Annotated in this window: 15 protein-coding genes; 5 read left to right on the top strand and 10 right to left on the bottom strand. The window is 56.5% G+C overall.

Features of this window, described 5'->3' with window-relative positions:
- Positions 1 to 1,146 precede the first annotated feature (1,146 nt).
- The gene (gyrA, locus tag AABB92_RS01745; RefSeq protein WP_031376220.1) at positions 1,147 to 3,822 is read right to left on the bottom strand and encodes a DNA topoisomerase (ATP-hydrolyzing) subunit A; all 2,676 of its coding nucleotides are present in this window, start codon (positions 3,820 to 3,822) and stop codon (positions 1,147 to 1,149) included.
- 177 nt (positions 3,823 to 3,999) lie between these two features.
- On the opposite strand from gyrA, the gene ubiG reads away from it, so the two are divergent.
- The 4 genes from ubiG (at position 4,000) to yfaE (ending at position 9,142) form a co-directional block, all read left to right on the top strand.
- Positions 4,000 to 4,725, top strand: coding sequence for a bifunctional 2-polyprenyl-6-hydroxyphenol methylase/3-demethylubiquinol 3-O-methyltransferase UbiG (gene ubiG / locus AABB92_RS01740; protein ID WP_031376221.1), 726 nt, complete (start codon positions 4,000 to 4,002; stop codon positions 4,723 to 4,725).
- A gap of 662 nt (positions 4,726 to 5,387) precedes the next feature.
- Positions 5,388 to 7,673 (top strand): class 1a ribonucleoside-diphosphate reductase subunit alpha, encoded by a 2,286-nt coding sequence (nrdA, locus tag AABB92_RS01735; RefSeq protein WP_046288194.1) that lies wholly within the window; start codon positions 5,388 to 5,390, stop codon positions 7,671 to 7,673.
- Positions 7,674 to 7,748: 75 nt separating this feature from the next.
- Complete coding sequence (nrdB, locus tag AABB92_RS01730; protein WP_031376222.1) at positions 7,749 to 8,879, top strand: class Ia ribonucleoside-diphosphate reductase subunit beta; 1,131 nt, start codon at positions 7,749 to 7,751, stop codon at positions 8,877 to 8,879.
- 2 nt (positions 8,880 to 8,881) lie between these two features.
- Positions 8,882 to 9,142, top strand: a complete 261-nt coding sequence (gene yfaE, locus AABB92_RS01725; RefSeq protein WP_031376223.1) for a class I ribonucleotide reductase maintenance protein YfaE — start codon at positions 8,882 to 8,884, stop codon at positions 9,140 to 9,142.
- Between the two features lie 100 nt (positions 9,143 to 9,242).
- Here the strand turns inward: yfaE and AABB92_RS01720 are convergent, their stop codons facing one another.
- A complete protein-coding gene (locus AABB92_RS01720; protein WP_031376224.1) occupies positions 9,243 to 10,439 on the bottom strand; it encodes a nicotinamide mononucleotide deamidase-related protein YfaY in 1,197 nt (398 codons plus the stop codon).
- 246 nt (positions 10,440 to 10,685) lie between these two features.
- Complete coding sequence (gene elaB / locus AABB92_RS01715) at positions 10,686 to 10,997, bottom strand: stress response protein ElaB (RefSeq protein ID WP_031376225.1); 312 nt, start codon at positions 10,995 to 10,997, stop codon at positions 10,686 to 10,688.
- Between the two features lie 336 nt (positions 10,998 to 11,333).
- Here elaB and AABB92_RS01710 point away from each other — a divergent pair, with 336 nt between their 5' ends.
- Positions 11,334 to 12,992 carry a glucan biosynthesis protein D gene (locus AABB92_RS01710; protein WP_031376226.1) on the top strand — a complete coding sequence of 553 codons (1,659 nt, stop codon included), beginning with the start codon at positions 11,334 to 11,336 and terminating at the stop codon, positions 12,990 to 12,992.
- Between the two features lie 32 nt (positions 12,993 to 13,024).
- Here AABB92_RS01710 and AABB92_RS01705 read toward each other — a convergent pair whose 3' ends face one another.
- The 7 genes from AABB92_RS01705 to nuoI form a co-directional block, all read right to left on the bottom strand.
- Positions 13,025 to 13,489: a GNAT family N-acetyltransferase gene (locus AABB92_RS01705; protein WP_031376227.1), complete on the bottom strand. Its 465-nt coding sequence runs from the start codon at positions 13,487 to 13,489 to the stop codon at positions 13,025 to 13,027.
- Positions 13,490 to 13,618: 129 nt separating this feature from the next.
- A complete protein-coding gene (gene nuoN / locus AABB92_RS01700; protein WP_031376228.1) occupies positions 13,619 to 15,076 on the bottom strand; it encodes an NADH-quinone oxidoreductase subunit NuoN in 1,458 nt (485 codons plus the stop codon).
- 6 nt (positions 15,077 to 15,082) lie between these two features.
- Positions 15,083 to 16,603 (bottom strand): NADH-quinone oxidoreductase subunit M, encoded by a 1,521-nt coding sequence (nuoM, locus tag AABB92_RS01695; protein WP_031376229.1) that lies wholly within the window; start codon positions 16,601 to 16,603, stop codon positions 15,083 to 15,085.
- A 210-nt stretch (positions 16,604 to 16,813) separates the two neighbouring features.
- Complete coding sequence (nuoL, locus tag AABB92_RS01690; RefSeq protein ID WP_031376230.1) at positions 16,814 to 18,649, bottom strand: NADH-quinone oxidoreductase subunit L; 1,836 nt, start codon at positions 18,647 to 18,649, stop codon at positions 16,814 to 16,816.
- A complete protein-coding gene (gene nuoK, locus AABB92_RS01685) occupies positions 18,646 to 18,948 on the bottom strand; it encodes an NADH-quinone oxidoreductase subunit NuoK (RefSeq protein WP_003854236.1) in 303 nt (100 codons plus the stop codon). Before nuoK ends, nuoL begins: the two co-directional genes overlap by 4 nt.
- Complete coding sequence (gene nuoJ, locus AABB92_RS01680; RefSeq protein WP_031376231.1) at positions 18,945 to 19,496, bottom strand: NADH-quinone oxidoreductase subunit J; 552 nt, start codon at positions 19,494 to 19,496, stop codon at positions 18,945 to 18,947. Before nuoJ ends, nuoK begins: the two co-directional genes overlap by 4 nt.
- 10 nt (positions 19,497 to 19,506) lie before the next feature.
- Complete coding sequence (gene nuoI / locus AABB92_RS01675) at positions 19,507 to 20,049, bottom strand: NADH-quinone oxidoreductase subunit NuoI (RefSeq protein ID WP_031376232.1); 543 nt, start codon at positions 20,047 to 20,049, stop codon at positions 19,507 to 19,509.
- Between the last annotated feature and the right edge of the window lie 2 nt (positions 20,050 to 20,051).

Raw genomic sequence — 20,051 nt, 5'->3', positions numbered from 1 at the left:
CAGGGAAGCGGGTTTCCTTAGCGATCGGGCAGTGCGGGCCTTTCGCCTCACCCCACTCACCGCAGCGCCCCTTTACCTGTTATCCACTCAGCCCTCTTTCCCACAGCTGCCAGCGCACAATCGCCTACCAGGAAAGGCCCGCTCTGCCCGAAGAGCAAAGCGTCCGCGCCACGGAAGGCGCGGCCGATCCGCAGGGAAGCGGGTTTCCTTGGCGATCGGGCAGTGCGGGCCTTTCGCCGCACCCCACTCACCGCTGCGCCCCTTCACCTGTTATCCACTCAGCCCTCTTTCCCACAGCCGCCAACCCGGAAAGGCCCGCTCTGTCCGAAGAGCAAAGCGTCCGCGCCACGGAAGGCGCGGCCGATCCGCAGGGAAGCGGGTTTCTTTTGCGATCGGGCAGTGCGGGCCTTTCGCCGCACCCCCACTCACCGCAGCGCCCCATCACCTGTTATCCACTCAGCCCTCTTTCCCACAGCCGCCAGCGCACAGCCGCCTATCCGGAAAGGCCCGCTCTGCCCGAAGAGCAAAGCGTCCGCGCCACGGAAGGCGCGGCCGATCCGCAGGGAAGCGGGATTCCTTGGCGATCGGGCAGTGCGGGCCTTTCGCCTCACCCCACTCACCGCAGCGCCCCATCACCTGTTATCCACTCAGCCCTCTTTTCCACAGCCGCCAGCGCACAATCGCCTACCAGGAAAGGCCCGCTCTGTCCGAAGAGCAAAGCGTCCGCGCCACGGAAGACGCGGCCGATCAGCAGGGATGCGGGATTCCTTGGCGATCGGGCAGTGCGGGCCTTTCGCCGCCCCCCTCTCACCGCCGCTCCACTTTCCACTTCACCACCCGTCACCTTTCCCACCACAATCAGCAGACACCACAGCCGCCAGCGCACAATCGCCTACCAAGAAAGGCCCGCTCTGCCCGAAAAGCAAAGCGTCCGCGCCACGGAAGGCGCGGCCGATCCGCAGGGAAGCGGGTTTCCTTTGCGATCGGGCAGTGCGGGCCTTTCGCCACACCCCACTCACCGCAGCGCCCCATCACCTCCGCTCCCCTTAATGCTTTACAACCTCGTCCGATCACCCAAAAAAAACGGCAGGCCGGGTTTCCCCTGACCTGCCGTTTCGACAACGTACTCAGCTAGCGCCCGAAGAATTACTCTTCGTCGTCTGCCGCCGCGTCATCTTCATCATCGATATCCGCTTCTGGCGCGATCTCTTCGTCATCAAGCTCCGCTTCTGGCGCGATATCATCCTCGCCTTCAGCTACGCTACCGTCGATTGAATCCAGCTCTTCTTCTTCAACCGGTTCAGCAACACGTTGCAGCCCGACCACGTTTTCATCTTCAGCCGTACGAATCAGAATCACACCCTGGGTATTACGACCCACGACGCTGACTTCTGAAACCCGCGTACGTACCAGCGTACCGGCATCGGTGATCATCATGATCTGATCGCCATCGACAACCTGCACCGCACCAATCACCGGGCCGTTACGATCGGTAACCTTGATTGAGATAACACCCTGCGTCGCACGCGACTTGGTTGGGTATTCGCTGTTAGCAGTACGTTTGCCGTAACCATTCTGCGTCACGGTGAGGATTGCACCCTCTTCACGCGGCACAATCAACGACACCACGCGATCGCCTTCGGCCAGCTTGATGCCGCGCACACCGGATGCGGTACGGCCCATCGCACGGACCGCGGTTTCCGCGAAGCGCACCACTTTACCGGCAGCCGAGAACAGCATGGCTTCGTCGTTGCCGTTGGTCAGCGCCACGCCGATCAGCTCGTCGTCGTCACGCAGATTGACGGCGATAATACCGGCACTGCGCGGACGGCTGAACTCTTTCAGCGCGGTCTTCTTCACGGTACCGCTGGCGGTCGCCATGAAGATGTTGAAGCCTTCGGTGTACTCGCGTACCGGCAGAATCGCGGTAATGCGTTCGTTAGCTTCCAGCGGCAGCAGGTTGACGATCGGACGTCCACGTGCGCCACGGCTCGCTTCCGGCAGCTGGTAAACCTTCATCCAGTAGAGACGGCCACGGCTTGAGAAGCAGAGGATCGTGTCATGGGTGTTAGCAACCAGCAGACGATCAATGAAGTCTTCTTCTTTGATACGCGCGGCCGACTTGCCTTTACCACCACGACGCTGCGCTTCGTAATCGGTCAGAGGCTGATACTTCACGTAGCCCTGATGCGACAGCGTCACGACCACATCTTCCTGATTGATCAGGTCTTCGATATTGATGTCGGCAGTATTGGCGGTGATCTCGGTACGACGCTCATCACCAAACTGATCGCGCATCAGTTCCAGCTCTTCGCGAATCACTTCCATCAGACGCTCGGCGCTTGACAGGATATGCAGCAATTCAGCGATCTGATCCAGCAGCGCTTTATACTCATCCAGCAGTTTTTCATGCTCAAGGCCGGTCAGTTTCTGCAGACGCAGATCCAGAATCGCCTGAGCCTGCTGCTCGGTCAGATAGTACTGGCCGTCACGAATACCGAACTGCGCATCCAGCCACTCCGGACGTGCGGCGTCATCACCGGCACGCTCCAGCATCGCGGAAACGTTACCCAGATCCCATGCCTGTGCCACCAGACCCGCTTTCGCTTCCGCCGGGCTTGGTGCACGACGAATCAGCTCAATGATCGGATCGATGTTAGCCAGCGCAATCGCCAGACCTTCAAGGATATGCGCACGGTCACGGGCTTTACGCAGTTCGAAAATGGTACGGCGGGTCACCACTTCACGACGATGGCGGACAAAGGCTTCCAGAATCTCCTTCAGCGCCATAATCTTTGGCTGGCCCTGATGCAGTGCCACCATGTTGATGCCGAACGAGGTCTGCAGCTGAGTCAGTGAATAGAGATTGTTCAGCACCACTTCGCCGACCGCATCACGCTTGATCTCAATCACGATGCGCATGCCGTCTTTATCGGATTCATCACGCAGCGCGCTGATGCCTTCGACACGCTTCTCTTTCACCAGCTCGGCGATTTTCTCAATCAGACGCGCCTTGTTAACCTGGTAAGGCAGCTCATGAATGATGATGGTCTCACGGCCGGTTTTGGCGTCCGCTTCGACTTCGCCACGTGCACGGATATAAATTTTGCCGCGCCCGGTACGGTAAGCTTCTTCAATGCCACGACGACCATTGATGATGGCAGCGGTCGGGAAATCAGGTCCCGGAATATGCTCCATCAGCCCTTCAATGCTGATGTTCTCATCTTCAATGTAAGCCAGGCAGCCGTTGATCACTTCACGCAGGTTATGCGGCGGGATATTGGTTGCCATACCCACGGCGATACCGGAGGAACCGTTAACCAGCAGGTTTGGAATTTTGGTCGGCAGAACTTCAGGGATCTGCTCAGTGCCGTCGTAGTTAGGGACAAAATCGACGGTCTCTTTTTCCAGGTCAGCTAACAGATCGTGGGCGATTCTGGACATGCGGACTTCGGTATAACGCATCGCCGCAGCGGAGTCGCCGTCGATGGAGCCGAAGTTGCCTTGACCGTCCACCAGCATGTAACGCAGGGAGAAAGGCTGGGCCATACGTACAATGGTGTCGTAAACGGCGGAATCACCATGCGGGTGATATTTACCGATAACGTCACCGACGACGCGGGCAGATTTTTTATAGGGTTTGTTCCAGTCGTTACCCAGTTCGCTCATCGCAAAGAGTACGCGACGATGCACCGGCTTCAGGCCGTCACGCACATCGGGTAAAGCTCGGCCAACGATGACCGACATGGCGTAATCGAGGTAAGAATTCTTTAACTCTTCTTCGATATTGACCGGTGTAATTTCTCTCGCAAGGTCGCTCATGGAGCCGCTATCCCTCTACTTAATCCCGGATTTTAAAGGTGCGAAAGTATATCACACTGCAATGCTCTGGTGAACGTTAACCACCGATTTCAGCCGCTTTTCCTTACGCCTGAAAGGTGTGCCATAACCGGTTAAGCGTTTATACTGATGGCACATTTTGTCAGGAGTTACGATTCAATGAATGCACAACCGCAGAATCATCAGCAGAACGTCGATGCGCAGGAAATTGCCAAATTTGAGGCCGTTGCCTCGCGCTGGTGGGATCTGGAGGGTGAATTTAAACCGCTGCACCGGATTAACCCGCTGCGACTGGGCTATATCGCCCAGCGCAGTAACGGTCTGTTTGGTAAAAAAGTGCTCGACGTCGGCTGTGGCGGCGGCATCTTAGCCGAAAGCATGGCGCGTGAAGGCGCTATCGTCACCGGGCTGGATATGGGTGCTGAACCGCTGGCCGTAGCGCGTCTGCATGCTCAGGAGAGCGGCGTAACGCTCGACTATGTCCAGCAGACGGTAGAAGCTCACGCCGAACAGTATGCTGGCCACTACGATGTGGTGACCTGCATGGAGATGCTGGAGCACGTGCCCGATCCGCGCTCGGTGGTTCACGCCTGCGCGCAACTGGTGAAACCTGGCGGCGAAGTCTTTTTCTCTACCCTGAACCGCAATCCAAAAGCCTGGCTGCTGGCGGTGTTTGGCGCTGAATATGTGCTGCGCATGGTGCCGCGCGGGACCCACGACGTGAAGAAATTCATCCGTCCATCTGAACTGCTGAGCTGGGTAGATGAAACCGCGCTGCGTGAACGTCACATCATCGGCCTGCACTACAACCCGCTGACCAATCGCTTCAGGCTGGCACCGGGCACCGACGTCAATTATATGGTGCATACCCACCGCGCCGTTTAAGCGCCCTGCCCGTCGGCAATCCGGCGGGCGACGTGCTGCGCTTGTTGGCCGGATGGCTCAGCACCTCGCTGCGCCTGCCCGGCTCCCGCTGGGCTCTGCATCCTCCTTTATTATGCTTATCGGGCTGATCTGTCGCCTATGCCTCTGGCTGTTGACAGGCGATAAGCTAGTCGGATAAGCCACAGCCGACCGGCCAGACTGGCGCTGCAGAAACCGATCGGCATCATTCTGTTGTCTGCCAACGGGTTAGGCTGGGCACATACTGAGCGGTTAAGATTTTCTCTTTTCCCGCATTTCCTGCCACACAACCGCTAGCGGGTTTTGGCGGTTTTTCACCCTTTCCAGGACCTGGCGCAAAGGATTGAATAAGAAATACGCGTCCGATCAAATTAAGAAAAAAAAGTAGGATCGGGTTGACATGATGGCGGGCCTTATAAGACGCGGGCCAGGAAATATCGCAGAAATTACAACCCCTCCTGACATCATTTTTTCCTCTTGTTAAGCGGCAGTAAAATACTAAAATATGCCTCCATATTGTTATGGCTTTTGCCAACACCCCCTAGATGTTGTGTTTATCCACAAATTATTCACAATGAATATGCTGTGTATAAACCGGGATTTCTTTTAATTTTTGGATACTCACGCAAAGGTAAAAACGCGACATGAACCAAAGTCTGCTCGTTACTAAACGCGATGGCCGCCAGGAGCGCATTGATCTCGACAAAATTCACCGTGTACTGGACTGGGCAGCCGAAGGGCTGAACAACGTCTCGGTATCGCAGGTGGAGCTGCGCTCCCACATTCAGTTCTATGATGGCATCAGAACATCTGACATTCATGAGACCATCATCAAGGCCGCAGCAGACCTCATCTCTCGCGAAGCCCCGGATTATCAGTACCTCGCCGCACGCCTGGCGATCTTCCATCTGCGCAAAAAAGCCTACGGCCAGTTTGAGCCGCCGAAGCTGTATGACCAGGTGGTTAAAATGGTCGGCATGGGCAAATATGACCGCCACCTGCTGGAAGATTACAGCGAAGAAGAATTTGCTCAGATGGACGAGTTCCTCGACCACTGGCGTGACATGAACTTCTCGTATGCCGCAGTGAAGCAGCTGGAAGGCAAATATCTGGTGCAGAACCGCGTCTCGGGTGAAATCTACGAGAGCGCGCAGTTCCTCTATATTCTGGTCGCCGCCTGCCTGTTCTCGGGCTATCCGCGCGACACGCGTATGGATTACATCAAGCGTTTCTATGATGCGATCTCAACCTTCAAGATCTCGCTGCCGACGCCTATCATGTCCGGCGTGCGGACGCCAACGCGTCAGTTCAGCTCCTGCGTCCTGATTGAGTGCGGCGACAGCCTCGACTCTATCAACGCCACCTCCAGCGCGATTGTGAAATATGTCTCTCAGCGTGCCGGTATCGGCATTAATGCCGGTCGTATCCGTGCGCTGGGCAGCCCAATCCGCGGTGGTGAAGCATTCCATACCGGCTGTATCCCGTTCTATAAGCACTTCCAGACGGCGGTCAAGTCCTGCTCACAGGGCGGCGTTCGTGGCGGCGCAGCAACGCTGTTCTACCCGATGTGGCATCTGGAAATCGAAAGCCTGCTGGTGCTGAAAAACAACCGTGGCGTTGAAGGCAACCGCGTACGCCACATGGACTACGGCGTACAGCTCAACAAGCTGATGTACCAGCGCCTGCTGAAAGGGGAAGATATCACCCTGTTCAGCCCGTCTGATGTGCCGGGCCTGTATGATGCGTTCTTCGCCGATCAGGATGAGTTTGAACGCCTCTACACCAAATATGAGCAGGACCAGAGCATCCGCAAGCAGCGGGTTAAAGCAGTCGATCTGTTCTCACTGATGATGCAGGAACGTGCCTCTACCGGCCGCATCTACATTCAGAACGTCGATCACTGCAACACCCACAGCCCGTTTGACGCCAGCATTGCGCCGGTTCGCCAGTCTAACCTGTGCCTTGAGATCGCGCTGCCGACCAAACCGCTGGAAGACGTTAACGACGAAAACGGTGAAATCGCCCTGTGTACGCTGTCGGCGTTCAACCTTGGCGCGATTGACAGCCTCGACGATCTGGAAGAGCTGGCTACCCTGGCAGTACGTGCACTTGATGCGCTGCTCGATTATCAGGACTACCCGATCCCGGCCGCCAAACGTGGCGCGATGGGCCGTCGTACCCTGGGTATCGGCGTGATTAACTTCGCTTACTACCTGGCGAAACACGGTGTGCGTTACTCCGATGGCAGCGCCAATGGCCTGACCCATAAAACCTTTGAAGCCATTCAGTATTACCTGCTGAAAGCCTCAAACGCGCTGGCTAAAGAGCAAGGTGCCTGCCCGTGGTTCAACGAAACCACCTATTCGCAGGGCATCCTGCCAATCGACACCTACAAGAAAGATCTCGACACCATCAGCAACGAGCCGCTGCATCTGGACTGGGAAAGCCTGCGTGAAGAGATCAAAACTCACGGCCTGCGCAACTCAACGCTCTCTGCACTGATGCCGTCTGAGACCTCGTCGCAGATCTCCAATGCCACCAACGGCATTGAACCGCCGCGCGGTCACATCAGCATTAAAGCCTCGAAAGATGGCATTCTGCGTCAGGTGGTGCCGGAGTATGAGCGTCTGAAAGATCGGTACGAACTGCTGTGGGAAATGCCGAACAACGACGGCTACCTGCAACTGGTGGGTCTGATGCAGAAGTTTATCGACCAGGCGATCTCGTCTAACACCAACTACGATCCGTCGCGCTTTGCCAACGGTAAAGTGCCGATGAAACAGTTGCTGAAAGATCTGCTGACCGCTTACAAATTTGGCGTGAAAACGCTCTACTACCAGAACACCCGTGACGGTGCTGAAGATGCGCAGGACGATCTGGCACCTTCTATCCAGGATGATGGCTGCGAAAGCGGCGCATGTAAGATCTAACGGGCGGGCGGGAGAAACTCCCGCCCCACTCCTTTCACGGGGCGGCTTCGCTTCGTTCACTTTTGGACATTTTTTATGGCTTACTCCACTTTCTCACAGAACAAAAATGACCAGCTGAAAGAGCCGATGTTTTTCGGTCAGTCGGTAAACGTGGCGCGCTTCGACCAGCAAAAATATGACATCTTTGAAAAGCTGATCGAAAAGCAGCTCTCCTTCTTCTGGCGTCCGGAAGAGGTCGATGTCTCACGCGATCGCATCGACTATCAGGCGCTGCCGGACCACGAAAAACACATCTTCATCAGCAACCTGAAATACCAGACCCTGCTGGACTCGATTCAGGGCCGTAGCCCGAACGTGGCGCTGCTGCCGCTGATCTCCATTCCTGAACTGGAAACCTGGATCGAAACCTGGGCATTTTCCGAGACTATCCACTCGCGCTCCTACACCCACATCATCCGCAACATCGTTAACGATCCGGCGGTGGTGTTTGACGATATCGTCACCAATGAGCAGATTCTGGCCCGTGCCCAGGATATCTCACGCTATTACGACGATCTGATTGAGATGACCAACTACTGGCATCTGCTGGGCGAAGGCACCCATCAGGTCAACGGCAAATCGGTCACCGTCAGCCTGCGCGCCCTGAAGAAGCAGCTCTATATCTGCCTGATGAGCGTTAATGCGCTGGAAGCGATCCGCTTCTACGTCAGCTTCGCCTGTTCATTCGCCTTCGCTGAGCGCGAACTGATGGAAGGCAATGCGAAAATCATCCGCCTGATCGCCCGTGACGAAGCGCTGCACCTGACCGGCACTCAGCACATGCTGAACCTGCTGCGCAGTGGTGAAGACGATCCGGAGATGAAAGAGATTGCGGCGGAGTGCCGTGAAGAGTGCTTCGAACTGTTTAAGAAAGCCGCTCTGCAGGAAAAAGAGTGGGCGGAATATCTGTTCAGCGGCGGTTCAATGATCGGCCTGAACAAAGATATTCTCTGCCAGTACATTGAGTACATCACCAATATCCGCATGCAGGCGGTCGGGCTTGATCTGCCGTTCCAGACGCGCTCTAACCCGATCCCATGGATCAACTCATGGCTGGTCTCTGACAACGTGCAGGTCGCGCCGCAGGAAGTGGAAGTCAGCTCCTATCTGGTCGGTCAGATCGATTCAGAAGTGGGCGAGAACGACTTCGACGACTTCCAGCTGTAATCATGAGCCGTGCCGTTGTTATTTTGCGCAGCTCCGGTGCCCGACTGGAGAGCGCAGACGATCACCCTAATCTGCTGACCCTGCTGGAAGCTAACAACCTGTGCGTGGAGTTTCAGTGTCGGGAAGGCTACTGTGGCTCCTGCCGGATGCGTTTGCTGAAAGGCGAAGTGCACTACCCGCAGAGGCCGCTGGCGTTTGTTCAGCAGGACGAGATCCTGCCCTGCTGTTGCAAAGCCAAAGGCGAGATCGAGCTTGAGTTATAACTGAAGCGGCGTTCCCCGGACTTACAGCCACCTGGGTTAAGTTGGTCAGCATTCTGAAACAAAACGGGCGCCTCAGGTGCCCGTTTTGTTTTCACTGAAATCACTGCCTGACCGTTTCAATCACATCAATCCAGCCGTGACCGGTAGTGACTTCACTGCCGTGCAGCCAGCGTCGCAACATATTCATCGCCATCATCGCCACCACCTTCTGCCGCGTCTCCAGATTATGCCGGCCGGTACTGAACTTCACGCGCTGGCCCCAGCTGCCTGCGGGCGCATGCAACGCCACCGCAATCTCCTCCTGCTGCAGGTCGCCAACCGAGAGCGCCAGCGTCGCCTGTTGCTGCGTCGCCAGTTCACGGGTTCTCGCCACCTGTTGCGTCAGCGTTTCCTGCTGCGGCGGCAGAATCTGTGCGCCACGCAGCGGCACGCCGGCTGCGGCCAGCTGCCAGTTAAGCAAGCCGGCGGTGTACTGCTCACTGAGCGTCAGCTGATAATCACGCTGCTGTAGCTCGCGGGCCAGCAGTGCCGGCAATCCCGCGGTGCCTTCATAAAGGGTGCACTCCGCCAGCTGCAGCCGCACCTGCTGCCACACCAGCTCCATCGCCACCCGCTGACTGGCCGGACCGGTCAGTTTGATCTCGATGATCGGCATTGAGGAGCGGTAACCCATCACCACGCCCTCCGGTAAGCTCAGCGGTTCGAGTTCCGCCGCGAGGTCGCTTTCGCCACGACCAAAAGTGGTCAGGCGCAGACAAATTGGCGGCTCGGGCGGGGAAAATCGGGCTTTCAGACGCGGAATGATCTGCTGCTCAACCATCACTTTAAATTCAGACGGCACGCCAGGGGTGAAGAACATCCAGCAGCGGTTCAACTGCAGGGCGAAGCCGCAGGCGGTGCCGACCGGATTATCAATCAGCTCGGCATTGGCCGGGATCTCCGCCTGTTTGCGGTTGCTGGCCGCCATCACCCGGCCGCGACTGGCGAACCAGGCTTCCATTTGCGTCAGCCACGCCTGTTGCAGCTCCAGCTCAACACCGCAGGCCTGCGCCGCAGCCAGCGCGCTGAGATCGTCACTGGTCGGTCCCAGCCCACCATTAACAATCAGCACATCCGCCTGCTGGCTGCGCGCCTGTAGCGTGCTCACCAGCGATTCAAGGGCATCGCCAACCGTGGTGCGGCTGGTCATCGGTAAACCGTGCTGGAACAAAATATCGGCCAGCCAGGCCGCATTGGTATCGACGATTTGGCCGTGCAGCACCTCATCCCCGGTTGAAAGCATCTCTACTCTGATCACGTTGGTTCTCCTTATGCCGGTCGCTTTACTGTAGGAAGTCCGCAGATGAAACACAATCAGCATCGCTGACCGCTGACCACCAACGGCGCTGACGGTCTGACCGCGAGGGAGTCGCACGCTGGCGGCACGGCGGGGAGATAGCTGATAGCGGGAGTCGACAAGGCACGGCGGAAACGACAACAAAAACGGCGGGGATCGCCCGCCGTTTTTATCATCAGTATGCTGTTACGGTGCCGTCAGAGGTAATCAGCGACGCGCCAGCAGCAGGCCGAGTACCAGACCGGCAGTCGCGCCGATACCGATGCCCTGCCACGGTTTCTCATGCACGTAATCATCGGCACGGTAGGCCGCTTGTTTAGCACGATAGTAATAGCTGTCGGACGCCTGGCTGACACGGGCTTTAACGTCATGCAGCGCCTGTTCCGCTTTGGTTTTAAGCTCGATATATTTTTGATCCGCCGGATCACCTGATGACTTCAACACTTCTTCCAGCGTTTCGGTCAGCAGCGTAATATCATCATCCAGGTTGGTTTCGAATTGATCAGTCTGATTTACCATCATTTCCTCCGTGTGAATTGCAAAGCAGTCCATTAACTATAGCCCCAATCTGGCGCTCTGCCGGTTTACCGCACCAGGAATCACCTGATAATTCATTTGCTAACGCCATCCAGACCAGCAGGATAACAGCTGTGCTTTCGCAAAGAAGTGTAAGACGCCGCGGCAAACACCGAATTTCGCTTCGCTTCTTTGATTAATCTGATAAATTTTCTCCGGACTGAATTTTCACGTCACCCGACTGTCGTACCCTCCTGTTGCCTGTGATTATCGGGCCATAAAAGTGCATTTCGCACGACAGTCACGACAAACTCGAACAGCTAAGGAATGATCTCTGGCATGAATCGAAGAATGTTTATGAAAGCGTCAATGGCCTTCTCCGCCGTCAGCGGCATGACCGGCCTGTCAACGCTGTTTGCGCAATCCGCCTGGGCAGAAGATGGCATTGCTGACGGAACCGCAGTACGCTTCGATTTCGACGTATTGAAGAAGAACGCGGCCGCCCTGGCGAAGCAACCCTGGAGTGGCGCGCCAGGCGCGTTGCCGCAGACGCTGGCGACACTGACCCCGCAGGCGTATAACGAAATTCAGTATGACGCCAACCATTCACTGTGGAACAACATTCCCGACCGTGAACTTGACGTTCAGTTCTTCCACGTCGGGATGGGCTTTAAACGCCGTATCCGCATGTTCTCAGTCGACGGCGAGAGCCGCCAGGCGCGTGAGATCCACTTCCGTCCTGAGCTGTTCAATTACAACAATGCCCACGTTGATACCAAACAGCTGGAAGGCAAAACCGATCTCGGCTTTGCCGGTTTCCGGGCGTTTAAAAAGCCGGAACTGGCGCGCCGTGATATCGTCTCCTTCCTTGGTGCCAGCTACTTCCGTGCCGTTGACGAAACGTTCCAGTACGGCTTATCCGCCCGTGGTGTCGCCATCAACACCTTCAGTAACGGTCAGGAAGAGTTTCCGGATTTCACCGCGTTCTGGTTTGAAACGCCGAAAGCGGAAGACACCACCTTTACCTGTTACGCGTTACTCGATGGGGCCAGCATTACCGGTGCCTATAAGTTCATCATCCACTGCGAAGATAAACGCGTGGTAATGGAAGTGGAAAACCACCTGTTTGCCCGTAAAGAGATCCGTCAGATTGGTATCTCGCCAATGACCAGTATGTTCAGCTGCGGCACCAATGAACGCCGCATGTGCAACACCTACCATCCTCAGATTCATGACTCCGATCGCCTGGCAATGTGGACCGGAAAAGGCGAATGGATTGCCCGTCCGCTGAATAATCCGCAGCGCCTGCAATTCAATGCTTATGAAGACGAGAACCCGCGCGGATTTGGTCTGTTGCAGCTTAATCACGATTTCAAAGATTATCAGGACGTGATTGGCTGGTATGACAAACGTCCGAGCCTGTGGGTTGAGCCGGTCGGTAAATGGGGTAAAGGCGCGATCAATCTGATGGAGATCCCGACCACCGGTGAGACGCTGGATAACATCGTCTGCTTCTGGCAGCCGGCTGAACCGGTGAAGGCAGGCAGCGAGCTGAACTTCTCCTACAAACTCTACTGGAGCGGTCTGCCGCCGGTTCGCAGCGGTCTGGCGCGCGTCGATGCTACCCGCACCGGTATGGGTGGTTTCCCGGAAGGCTGGGCACCTGGCGAACACTTCCCGGAAACCTGGAGCCGTCGCTTCGCCATCGACTTTATTGGTGGCGATCTGCAGGCTGCGGCGCCGAAAGGCATTGAACCGGTGATTACCGTTTCATCCGGCAGCGTGAAGCAGGTTGAGATCCTCTACGTGGAACCGCTGAAAGGCTACCGTATTCTGTTTGACTGGTATCCAAACAGCGATTCTACCCAGCCGGTGGATATGCGTCTGTTCCTGCGCAGCAAGGAGGAAACTCTGAGTGAAACCTGGCTTTATCAGTACTTCCCGCCCGCACCGGACCAGCGCAAATATGTTGATGACCGGCAGATGACGCCTGGCTAAGTCCGAAAGGCGAGGCACTGGCCTCGCCTTTTTTAACCTGCCGTGGCGGCTTTCTGCATATCAATGTGTGGAATGCCATCTTCAAGGTAAGTCTCACCGATCGGTACAAAACCGTGCTGGCCATAGAACGCCTGCAGATGTGCCTGCGCGGAGAGAAACAGATCCCGTCCCGGCCAGTGCTGCTGGCAGCTCGCCAGCGCCTCGGCCATCAGGCGTTTGCCCAGCCTGGCACCGCGCACGCTATCGGATACGATTACCCGGCCGATCTTTACCGGACTGGCCGCATCGGCCGGGGCCAGCAGCCGCGCATAGGCGACCAGCTGGTTGTCGTGCATTCCAAGCAGATGACGGTTGTCACCCTGTAGATCGTCGCCATCCACATCCAGATAGGCGCACTGCTGTTCCACCACAAACACCGCGCAGCGCAGTGCCAGCAGCGCATACAGCTCGGTAGTGGTTAGTTCACGATGATGTTTATCCATCCAGGTTATGTCCATAGGGTCTCCTTGTCAGCTTACTCACTTTAGCGGATCGACCTGTGGCGGAACAAATCTCCGCCGCGCGCAGGCAAATTGCGGGCAAAAAAAATCAGGCCCGCAGGCCTGATTGTCTGGTAAGAGTCGAACTTACATCAGCGGCTGGGCCATCTGTACCAGCGTAATCAGTGGCTGTGGGTAAACCCCTAACAGCAGCACCAGAATCGCTGAAATCAGCACCACTACACCGCCAGCGGTAAAGGCCCAGTTAGCAGGCGTATCGCGGGTATGCAGTTCCGGCGGGCTGAGATAGAGGCTCACCGTGACGCGCAGATAGTAGTAGAGGCCAATCGCACTGCCCGCTACCACCGCACCAGTTAACCACCACAGGTGCGCGCTGACGCCTGAGGCGATAACGTAGAATTTACCGATAAAGCCGAGCGTCATCGGGATACCGGCCAGCGACAGCATCATCACCGTCATCACGGCTGACAGGATCGGACGATGCCAGAACAGACCACGATAGGAGTAGAGCGAATCGGCATCCGGACCACGATACGGGCTGGACATCAGGCTGACCACGCCAAACGCGCCGAGGCTGCTGAACAGGTAACCGGCCAGATAAACCCCGGCCGTTTCCAGCGACAGCTGATGATCTTTCACCGCAATCAACGCCACCAGCAGATAACCGAGGTGGGCGATAGAAGAGTAACCCAGCAGACGCTTGATGTTGCTCTGCGAAATCGCCATCAGGTTACCGAACAGGATCGAGACAAACGCGATCACGCCCAGTACCGTCCGCACCGCTTCACTGTCGGTCACCGGCGCGTACATGAACAGACGCATAATCACGCCGAAGATAGCAATCTTGCTGGCGGTTGCCAGGAAGGTTGAAACCGGCGCAGGCGCACCCTGATAAACATCCGGCGTCCAGAGATGGAACGGCACCAGCGAAAGCTTGAAGCCGAGACCGATGATCATCATGCCCAGACCCACCAGTAACAGCGGCTCCTGAATCATGCTGTCGGTCAGGCTCTTGCCAAGCGTCACGAAGCTCAGGTTACCGGAGTCTGCGTAAATCAGCGCAATACCAAACAGCAGGAACGACGAGGCCGCCGCCGACAGGATGGTGTATTTCAGCGCCGCTTCCAGCGAACGTTTCTGGCGGAAAGCGTAGCCAATCAGACCAAACAGCGGCAGTGACAGCAGCTCAATCCCGATGAACAGCGCCGCCAGATGGTTAGCGCTGGCCAGCACGATGCCACCGAGTGCCGCAATCAGCACCAGCAGATAGAACTCATCTTTGTTGTCGGGGAAATCTGTCAGCCAGGGATAAGCAAAGGTACAGGTTGCCAGACTCGCCAGTACCACCAGCGCGGTATAGAAAATGGAATAGCCATCAACCCGCAGCAGCGGCGTGACATCCATCGCCCCGACCTGGCCGACAAAGTAGAGTGACAGCAGCGCCAGGTTCAGGCCCACCACCGTTAGCGTGGCGTTAACGAAGTGGTTGCGTCGCCAGGCAATGGACAGCATCACAACCACCACCGTCAATCCGACGATTAACAGCGGCAGCAACGCGATCAATTGTTGAGGAGTTATTGTCATGGCGAATTACGGCCTTGTAGTTGAAATTGAAGCGGTAAACCACTGCTGAATATTGCTCATGGCAGCGTGCGAAGTATCCAGAATCGGCTGTGGATAGACGCCCAGCAGCACCAGCAGCACCACCAGAACCCCGATGGTCAGAAACTCACGCGGCGACATGCCCGGCAGCGGATCTTTCGATTTCGCTTCGCCATAGTAAGCGCGCTGCATCATCACCAGCGAGTAGACCGAGGCGAACACCAGGCCAAAGGTGGCGATGACGATAATCACCGGCACCACCTGGAAGCTGCCGGTCAGAATCATAAATTCGCCGACGAAGTTACCGGTGCCCGGCATCCCGAGGTTAGCCACGGCAAAGAACAGCGACAGGCCAGGGATCCATTTAATCCGTGACCACAAGCCGCCCATCTGACGCATGTCACGGGTATGCAGACGCTCGTACAGCTGACCACACAGGATGAACAGTGCCGCGGCTGACAGGCCGTGCGCAATCATCTGCACTACCGCACCCTGGAACGCCAGCTGGCTGCCGGTGTAGATCGCAATCAGCACAAAGCCCATGTGCGAGATTGAGGTGTAGGCGATCAGACGTTTGATGTCGGTCTGCGAGAACGCCATCCAGGCACCGTAGAAAATACCGATGATGCCTAACCACATGGCAATCGGCGCAAACTCGGCGGAGGCGTTCGGGAACAGCGGCAGGCTAAAGCGCAGTAAACCGTAAGCCGCCGTCTTCAGCAGAATACCGGCCAGGTCGACCGAACCTGCAGTCGGTGCCTGACTGTGTGCATCCGGCAACCAGCCGTGCAACGGAACCACCGGCATTTTCACCGCGAAGGCGATAAAGAAGCCCAGCATCAGCAGATACTCGACACCGCTCGACATTGGCGTTTTCAGCAGCTGTTCGTAGTTAAAGGTCCAGACGCCGGTGGCGTTGTAGTGGACGAAAACCAGTCCCAGAATCGCAATCAGCATCACCAGACCTGACGCCTGGGTATAGATGAAGAATTTGGTGGCGGCGGTAATACGGGTTTTACCGTCAGAGGCTTTATGACCCCAGAGCGCGATGAGGAAGTACATCGGCACCAGCATCATTTCCCAGAAGAAGAAGAACAGGAACATGTCGATGGCAAGAAACACCCCGATCACGCCACCCAGAATCCACATCAGATTCAGGTGGAAAAAGCCCTGATACTTTGAAATCTCATTCCAGGAACAGAGCACCGCCATCAGGCCGAGCAGGCCGGTCAGTACCACCATCAGCAGCGACAGACCGTCGATGGCGACATGGAAGCTGATGCCGAAGCGTGGGATCCACGGTACGGAGAAACTTGACTGCCACTGCGGAATGCCCGCTGCCTGCGTCAGTGAATAGCCTCCCTGCAACCAGAGTTGCAGCGAAAGCGCCAACGTCAGCCCCATGGTGATCAGTGCGATCCAGCGTGGCACCTTCGCGCCGAGGCGCTCGGTCAGCCAGCAAATCAGACCACCGACGAAGGGTATGATAATTAGCCAAGGTAATAACACGGCACACTTCCCTTTTCTTTGTCTTAGTTCGGGCTATCTTACTTGCCATTTTGGCTCCAGGCAGTGCTCGCAATCCTCACATACTTCAGTATGCTCCGGTTGCTGTGCGCTGGCGGTAACCAAACTGGCCGCGACGATAACGCCCTTGCTCAGGACAATTTTTGACATTCTCAATGGGCAGATTAGCTAACCTGCCCCGCTCATCAATCTTTAAATCACCAGCATCAGGGCCAGCACGACCACGGCACCGACACTCATCGACGCAACGTACCAGCGCAGGTACCCGTTTTCACTGACCACCAGACCTTTATTGGCGATACGTGAGAACAGCGCGGGCAGGTTCATCAGGGCATTCAGTGGATCACGTTTCAGCAGCCACGCAATACCGAGGTAAGGTTTGACGAACACTTTGTCGTAGAGCCAGTCGAAGCCCCATGCAGCGAACCACCAGGTACCGAAGAAACGGCCCGGCGCACTGTTAGCGATCTTCGTTACCAGCTCACGTTTGCCCAGCCACAGCGCGGCAGCGATCAGAATGCCGACCACAGCGACCACGCCAGAGGTGATTTCAAGTCCCACTTTACCGGCTTCACCAAACTCATTGGCAGGCAGTACGCCAGCCAGCGGCGGCGTAATCAGCGCGCCGATGAAGGTGGAAAGCAGCAGCAGCACAATCAGTGGCAAATGATGGGTAATGCCTTTACCGGCATGCGCATGAATTTTCTCTTCACCATGGAACACGATGAAGATCATGCGGAAGGTGTAGATAGAGGTCAGGAAAGCGCCCACCAGACCGGCAACCATCAGGTTGATGTGACCGTTGGCCAGTGCGCCAAACAGGATCTCATCTTTACTGTAGAAGCCCGCGGTAATCAGCGGCAGCGCCGCCAGCGCCGCGCCGCCCACTAGGAAGCAGGTATAAACCAGCGGAATGCTCTTACGCAGGCCGCCCATCTTAAAGATGTTCTGCTCATGGTGACAGGCCAGGATCACTGAACCGGAGGAGAGGAACAGTAACGCTTTAAAGAAGGCGTGCGTCATCAGGTGGAAAATCGCCGCATCCCATGCCTGGACGCCCAGCGCCAGGAACATGTAGCCAATCTGGCTCATGGTGGAGTAAGCGAGTACGCGTTTGATATCGGTTTGCACCAGCGCGGCAAAGCCAGCCAGCACCAGGGTAATCGCCCCGATAATGCCGACCAGATGCAGCACTTCCGGCGTCAGCAGGAACAGACCATGACTACGGGCAATCAGGTAGACACCGGCGGTCACCATGGTCGCGGCGTGGATCAGTGCCGAGACCGGCGTCGGACCGGCCATCGCATCTGCCAGCCAGGTCTGCAGCGGTAACTGCGCCGATTTACCGACCGCGCCGCCCAACAGCATCAGCGTCGCCCACTGCAGCATGTGGTTGTCTGCGGCAAAGTGCGCCGGTGCCAGTTCCATCATCTCGCGGAAGTTCAGCGTGCCCAGCTCGTTGTAGAGAATGAACAGCGCGAACGCCAGAAACACGTCGCCGACACGGGTGATGATGAACGCTTTCATCGCCGCTTTGCCGTTGTCCGGATTGCTGTAGTAGAAGCCGATCAGCAGATAAGAGCAGAGCCCTACCCCTTCCCAGCCGAGATACATCAGCATCAGGTTATCGGCCAGTACCAGAACCACCATGCTGGCGATAAACAGGTTGGTGTAGGCGAAGAAGCGCGAGTAGCCCTCTTCACCGCGCATGTACCAGGAGGCGAACATGTGGATGAAGAAACCGACGCCGGTGACCACTGACAGCATGGTCAGCGACAGGCCGTCCAGCGTCAGGTTCACTTTCATATCAAAATTGCCGACATGCATCCAGGTCCAGAGCGCCTGAGTATAAGCCTGCTGGCCGTTGGCGAAGAAGTCGATGCCGACCATCACCGTGGTCAGCGCCGCCAGTCCTACCGATCCCATACCAATAGCGGCCGACAGATTTTCTGACCAGCGACCACGGGAAAACGCTAACAGCAGGAAGCCGATTAGCGGAAACAGTACTGTTAAATAGAGAAGATTCATCCGCGCATCTCGCTCACAGTGTCAATGTTCAGCGTCTGACGACGACGATAGAGCTGGAGCAGCAGCGCCAGGCCAATACTCGCTTCGGCGGCGGCCAGACTGATCGCCAGGATATACATCACCTGTCCATCGGCCTGCCCCCAGTAGCTCCCCGCAACCACCAGCGCTAAGGCGGCGGCGTTAATCATGATCTCCAGGCCAATCAGCATAAACAGCAGATTGCGGCGGATCACCAGCGAGGTCAGACCAAGGACAAACAGCACGGCAGCAAGTATCAATCCATGTTGTAACGGGATCATGCATTCTCCTTTTTCGCTTGCGCGGCGTCAGAAACGCGGTTGCTGAGAACTTCACCCTGACGATCTTCACGACCGACGTGGAACGCCACTACCAGACCCGCCAGCAGCAGCATTGACGCCAGTTCAACCGCCAGCACGTAAGGACCAAACAGGCTGATGCCGACCGCTTTCGCGTCGATAATGGTGCCGTCAATGCCCTGATCGTTAGCGGTCAGGATGGCGTAGACCATGACTACCAGCAGCAACAGCGAGACCAGGCCAGGCCCAATCCATAGTGACGGACTCAGCCACTCGCGCTCCTGCTTCTCAGTCTGTTTGCCCAGGTTCAGCATCATCACCACGAAGACGAACAGCACCATAATCGCACCGGCGTAAACGATGATCTCCAGCGCGCCGGCAAAATAGGCGCCCATAGAGAAGAAGACGCCGGCAATCGACAGCAGCGAAATGATTAGGTACAGCAACGCATGTACCGGATTAGTGTGGGTAATGACGCGCAACGTCGTCAGCACCGCCACCAGCCCGCAAAGATAAAACGCAAATTCCATGCCTTGCTCCTTAAGGTAATAAGCCTTTGACGTCGATAGGCTTAGCTTCATTTTCCGCTTCGCCTTTATCTTTACCGTCAATCGCCATACCCGCCATGCGGTAGAAGTTGTATTCCGGATATTTACCCGGACCCGAGATCAGCAGATCGTCCTTTTCGTACACCAGATCCTGACGCTTGAACTCACCCAGTTCGAAATCAGGCGTCAGCTGAATCGCCGTGGTCGGACAGGCTTCCTCACACATGCCGCAGAAGATGCAGCGTGAGAAGTTGATGCGGAAGAACTCCGGGTACCAGCGACCATCTTTGGTTTCCGCTTTCTGCAGCGAAATACAGCCGACCGGACAGGCAACGGCGCACAGGTTACAGGCTACGCAACGCTCTTCGCCATCCGGATCGCGGGTTAACACGATGCGGCCGCGATAGCGTGGTGGCAGATAAACCGGCTCTTCCGGGTACATCTGCGTTTCACGTTTGGCGAAGGCGTGCAGGCCAATCAGCCAGATACTGCGGACTGTCGTGCCGAAGCCAACGACAATATCTTTTAAAGTCATTT

The sequence above is a fragment of the Pantoea brenneri genome (genome assembly GCF_038594305.1).
GTDB classification, from domain to species: domain Bacteria; phylum Pseudomonadota; class Gammaproteobacteria; order Enterobacterales; family Enterobacteriaceae; genus Pantoea; species Pantoea brenneri.
Note: the sequence above shows the minus strand (reverse complement) of the source record. Positions and strands in the feature narration are given on the sequence as shown.

What these genes read in the sequence shown, in the direction of transcription:
- gyrA (WP_031376220.1), bottom strand. Translation starts at nt 3,822, where the DNA reads ATGAGCGACCTTGCGAGAGAAATTACACCGGTCAATATCGAAGAAGAG.
- ubiG (WP_031376221.1), top strand. Translation starts at nt 4,000, where the DNA reads ATGAATGCACAACCGCAGAATCATCAGCAGAACGTCGATGCGCAGGAA.
- nrdA (WP_046288194.1), top strand. Translation starts at nt 5,388, where the DNA reads ATGAACCAAAGTCTGCTCGTTACTAAACGCGATGGCCGCCAGGAGCGC.
- nrdB (WP_031376222.1), top strand. Translation starts at nt 7,749, where the DNA reads ATGGCTTACTCCACTTTCTCACAGAACAAAAATGACCAGCTGAAAGAG.
- yfaE (WP_031376223.1), top strand. Translation starts at nt 8,882, where the DNA reads ATGAGCCGTGCCGTTGTTATTTTGCGCAGCTCCGGTGCCCGACTGGAG.
- elaB (WP_031376225.1), bottom strand. Translation starts at nt 10,997, where the DNA reads ATGGTAAATCAGACTGATCAATTCGAAACCAACCTGGATGATGATATT.
- AABB92_RS01710 (WP_031376226.1), top strand. Translation starts at nt 11,334, where the DNA reads ATGAATCGAAGAATGTTTATGAAAGCGTCAATGGCCTTCTCCGCCGTC.
- AABB92_RS01705 (WP_031376227.1), bottom strand. Translation starts at nt 13,489, where the DNA reads ATGGACATAACCTGGATGGATAAACATCATCGTGAACTAACCACTACC.
- nuoN (WP_031376228.1), bottom strand. Translation starts at nt 15,076, where the DNA reads ATGACAATAACTCCTCAACAATTGATCGCGTTGCTGCCGCTGTTAATC.
- nuoL (WP_031376230.1), bottom strand. Translation starts at nt 18,649, where the DNA reads ATGAATCTTCTCTATTTAACAGTACTGTTTCCGCTAATCGGCTTCCTG.
- nuoK (WP_003854236.1), bottom strand. Translation starts at nt 18,948, where the DNA reads ATGATCCCGTTACAACATGGATTGATACTTGCTGCCGTGCTGTTTGTC.
- nuoJ (WP_031376231.1), bottom strand. Translation starts at nt 19,496, where the DNA reads ATGGAATTTGCGTTTTATCTTTGCGGGCTGGTGGCGGTGCTGACGACG.
- nuoI (WP_031376232.1), bottom strand. Translation starts at nt 20,049, where the DNA reads ATGACTTTAAAAGATATTGTCGTTGGCTTCGGCACGACAGTCCGCAGT.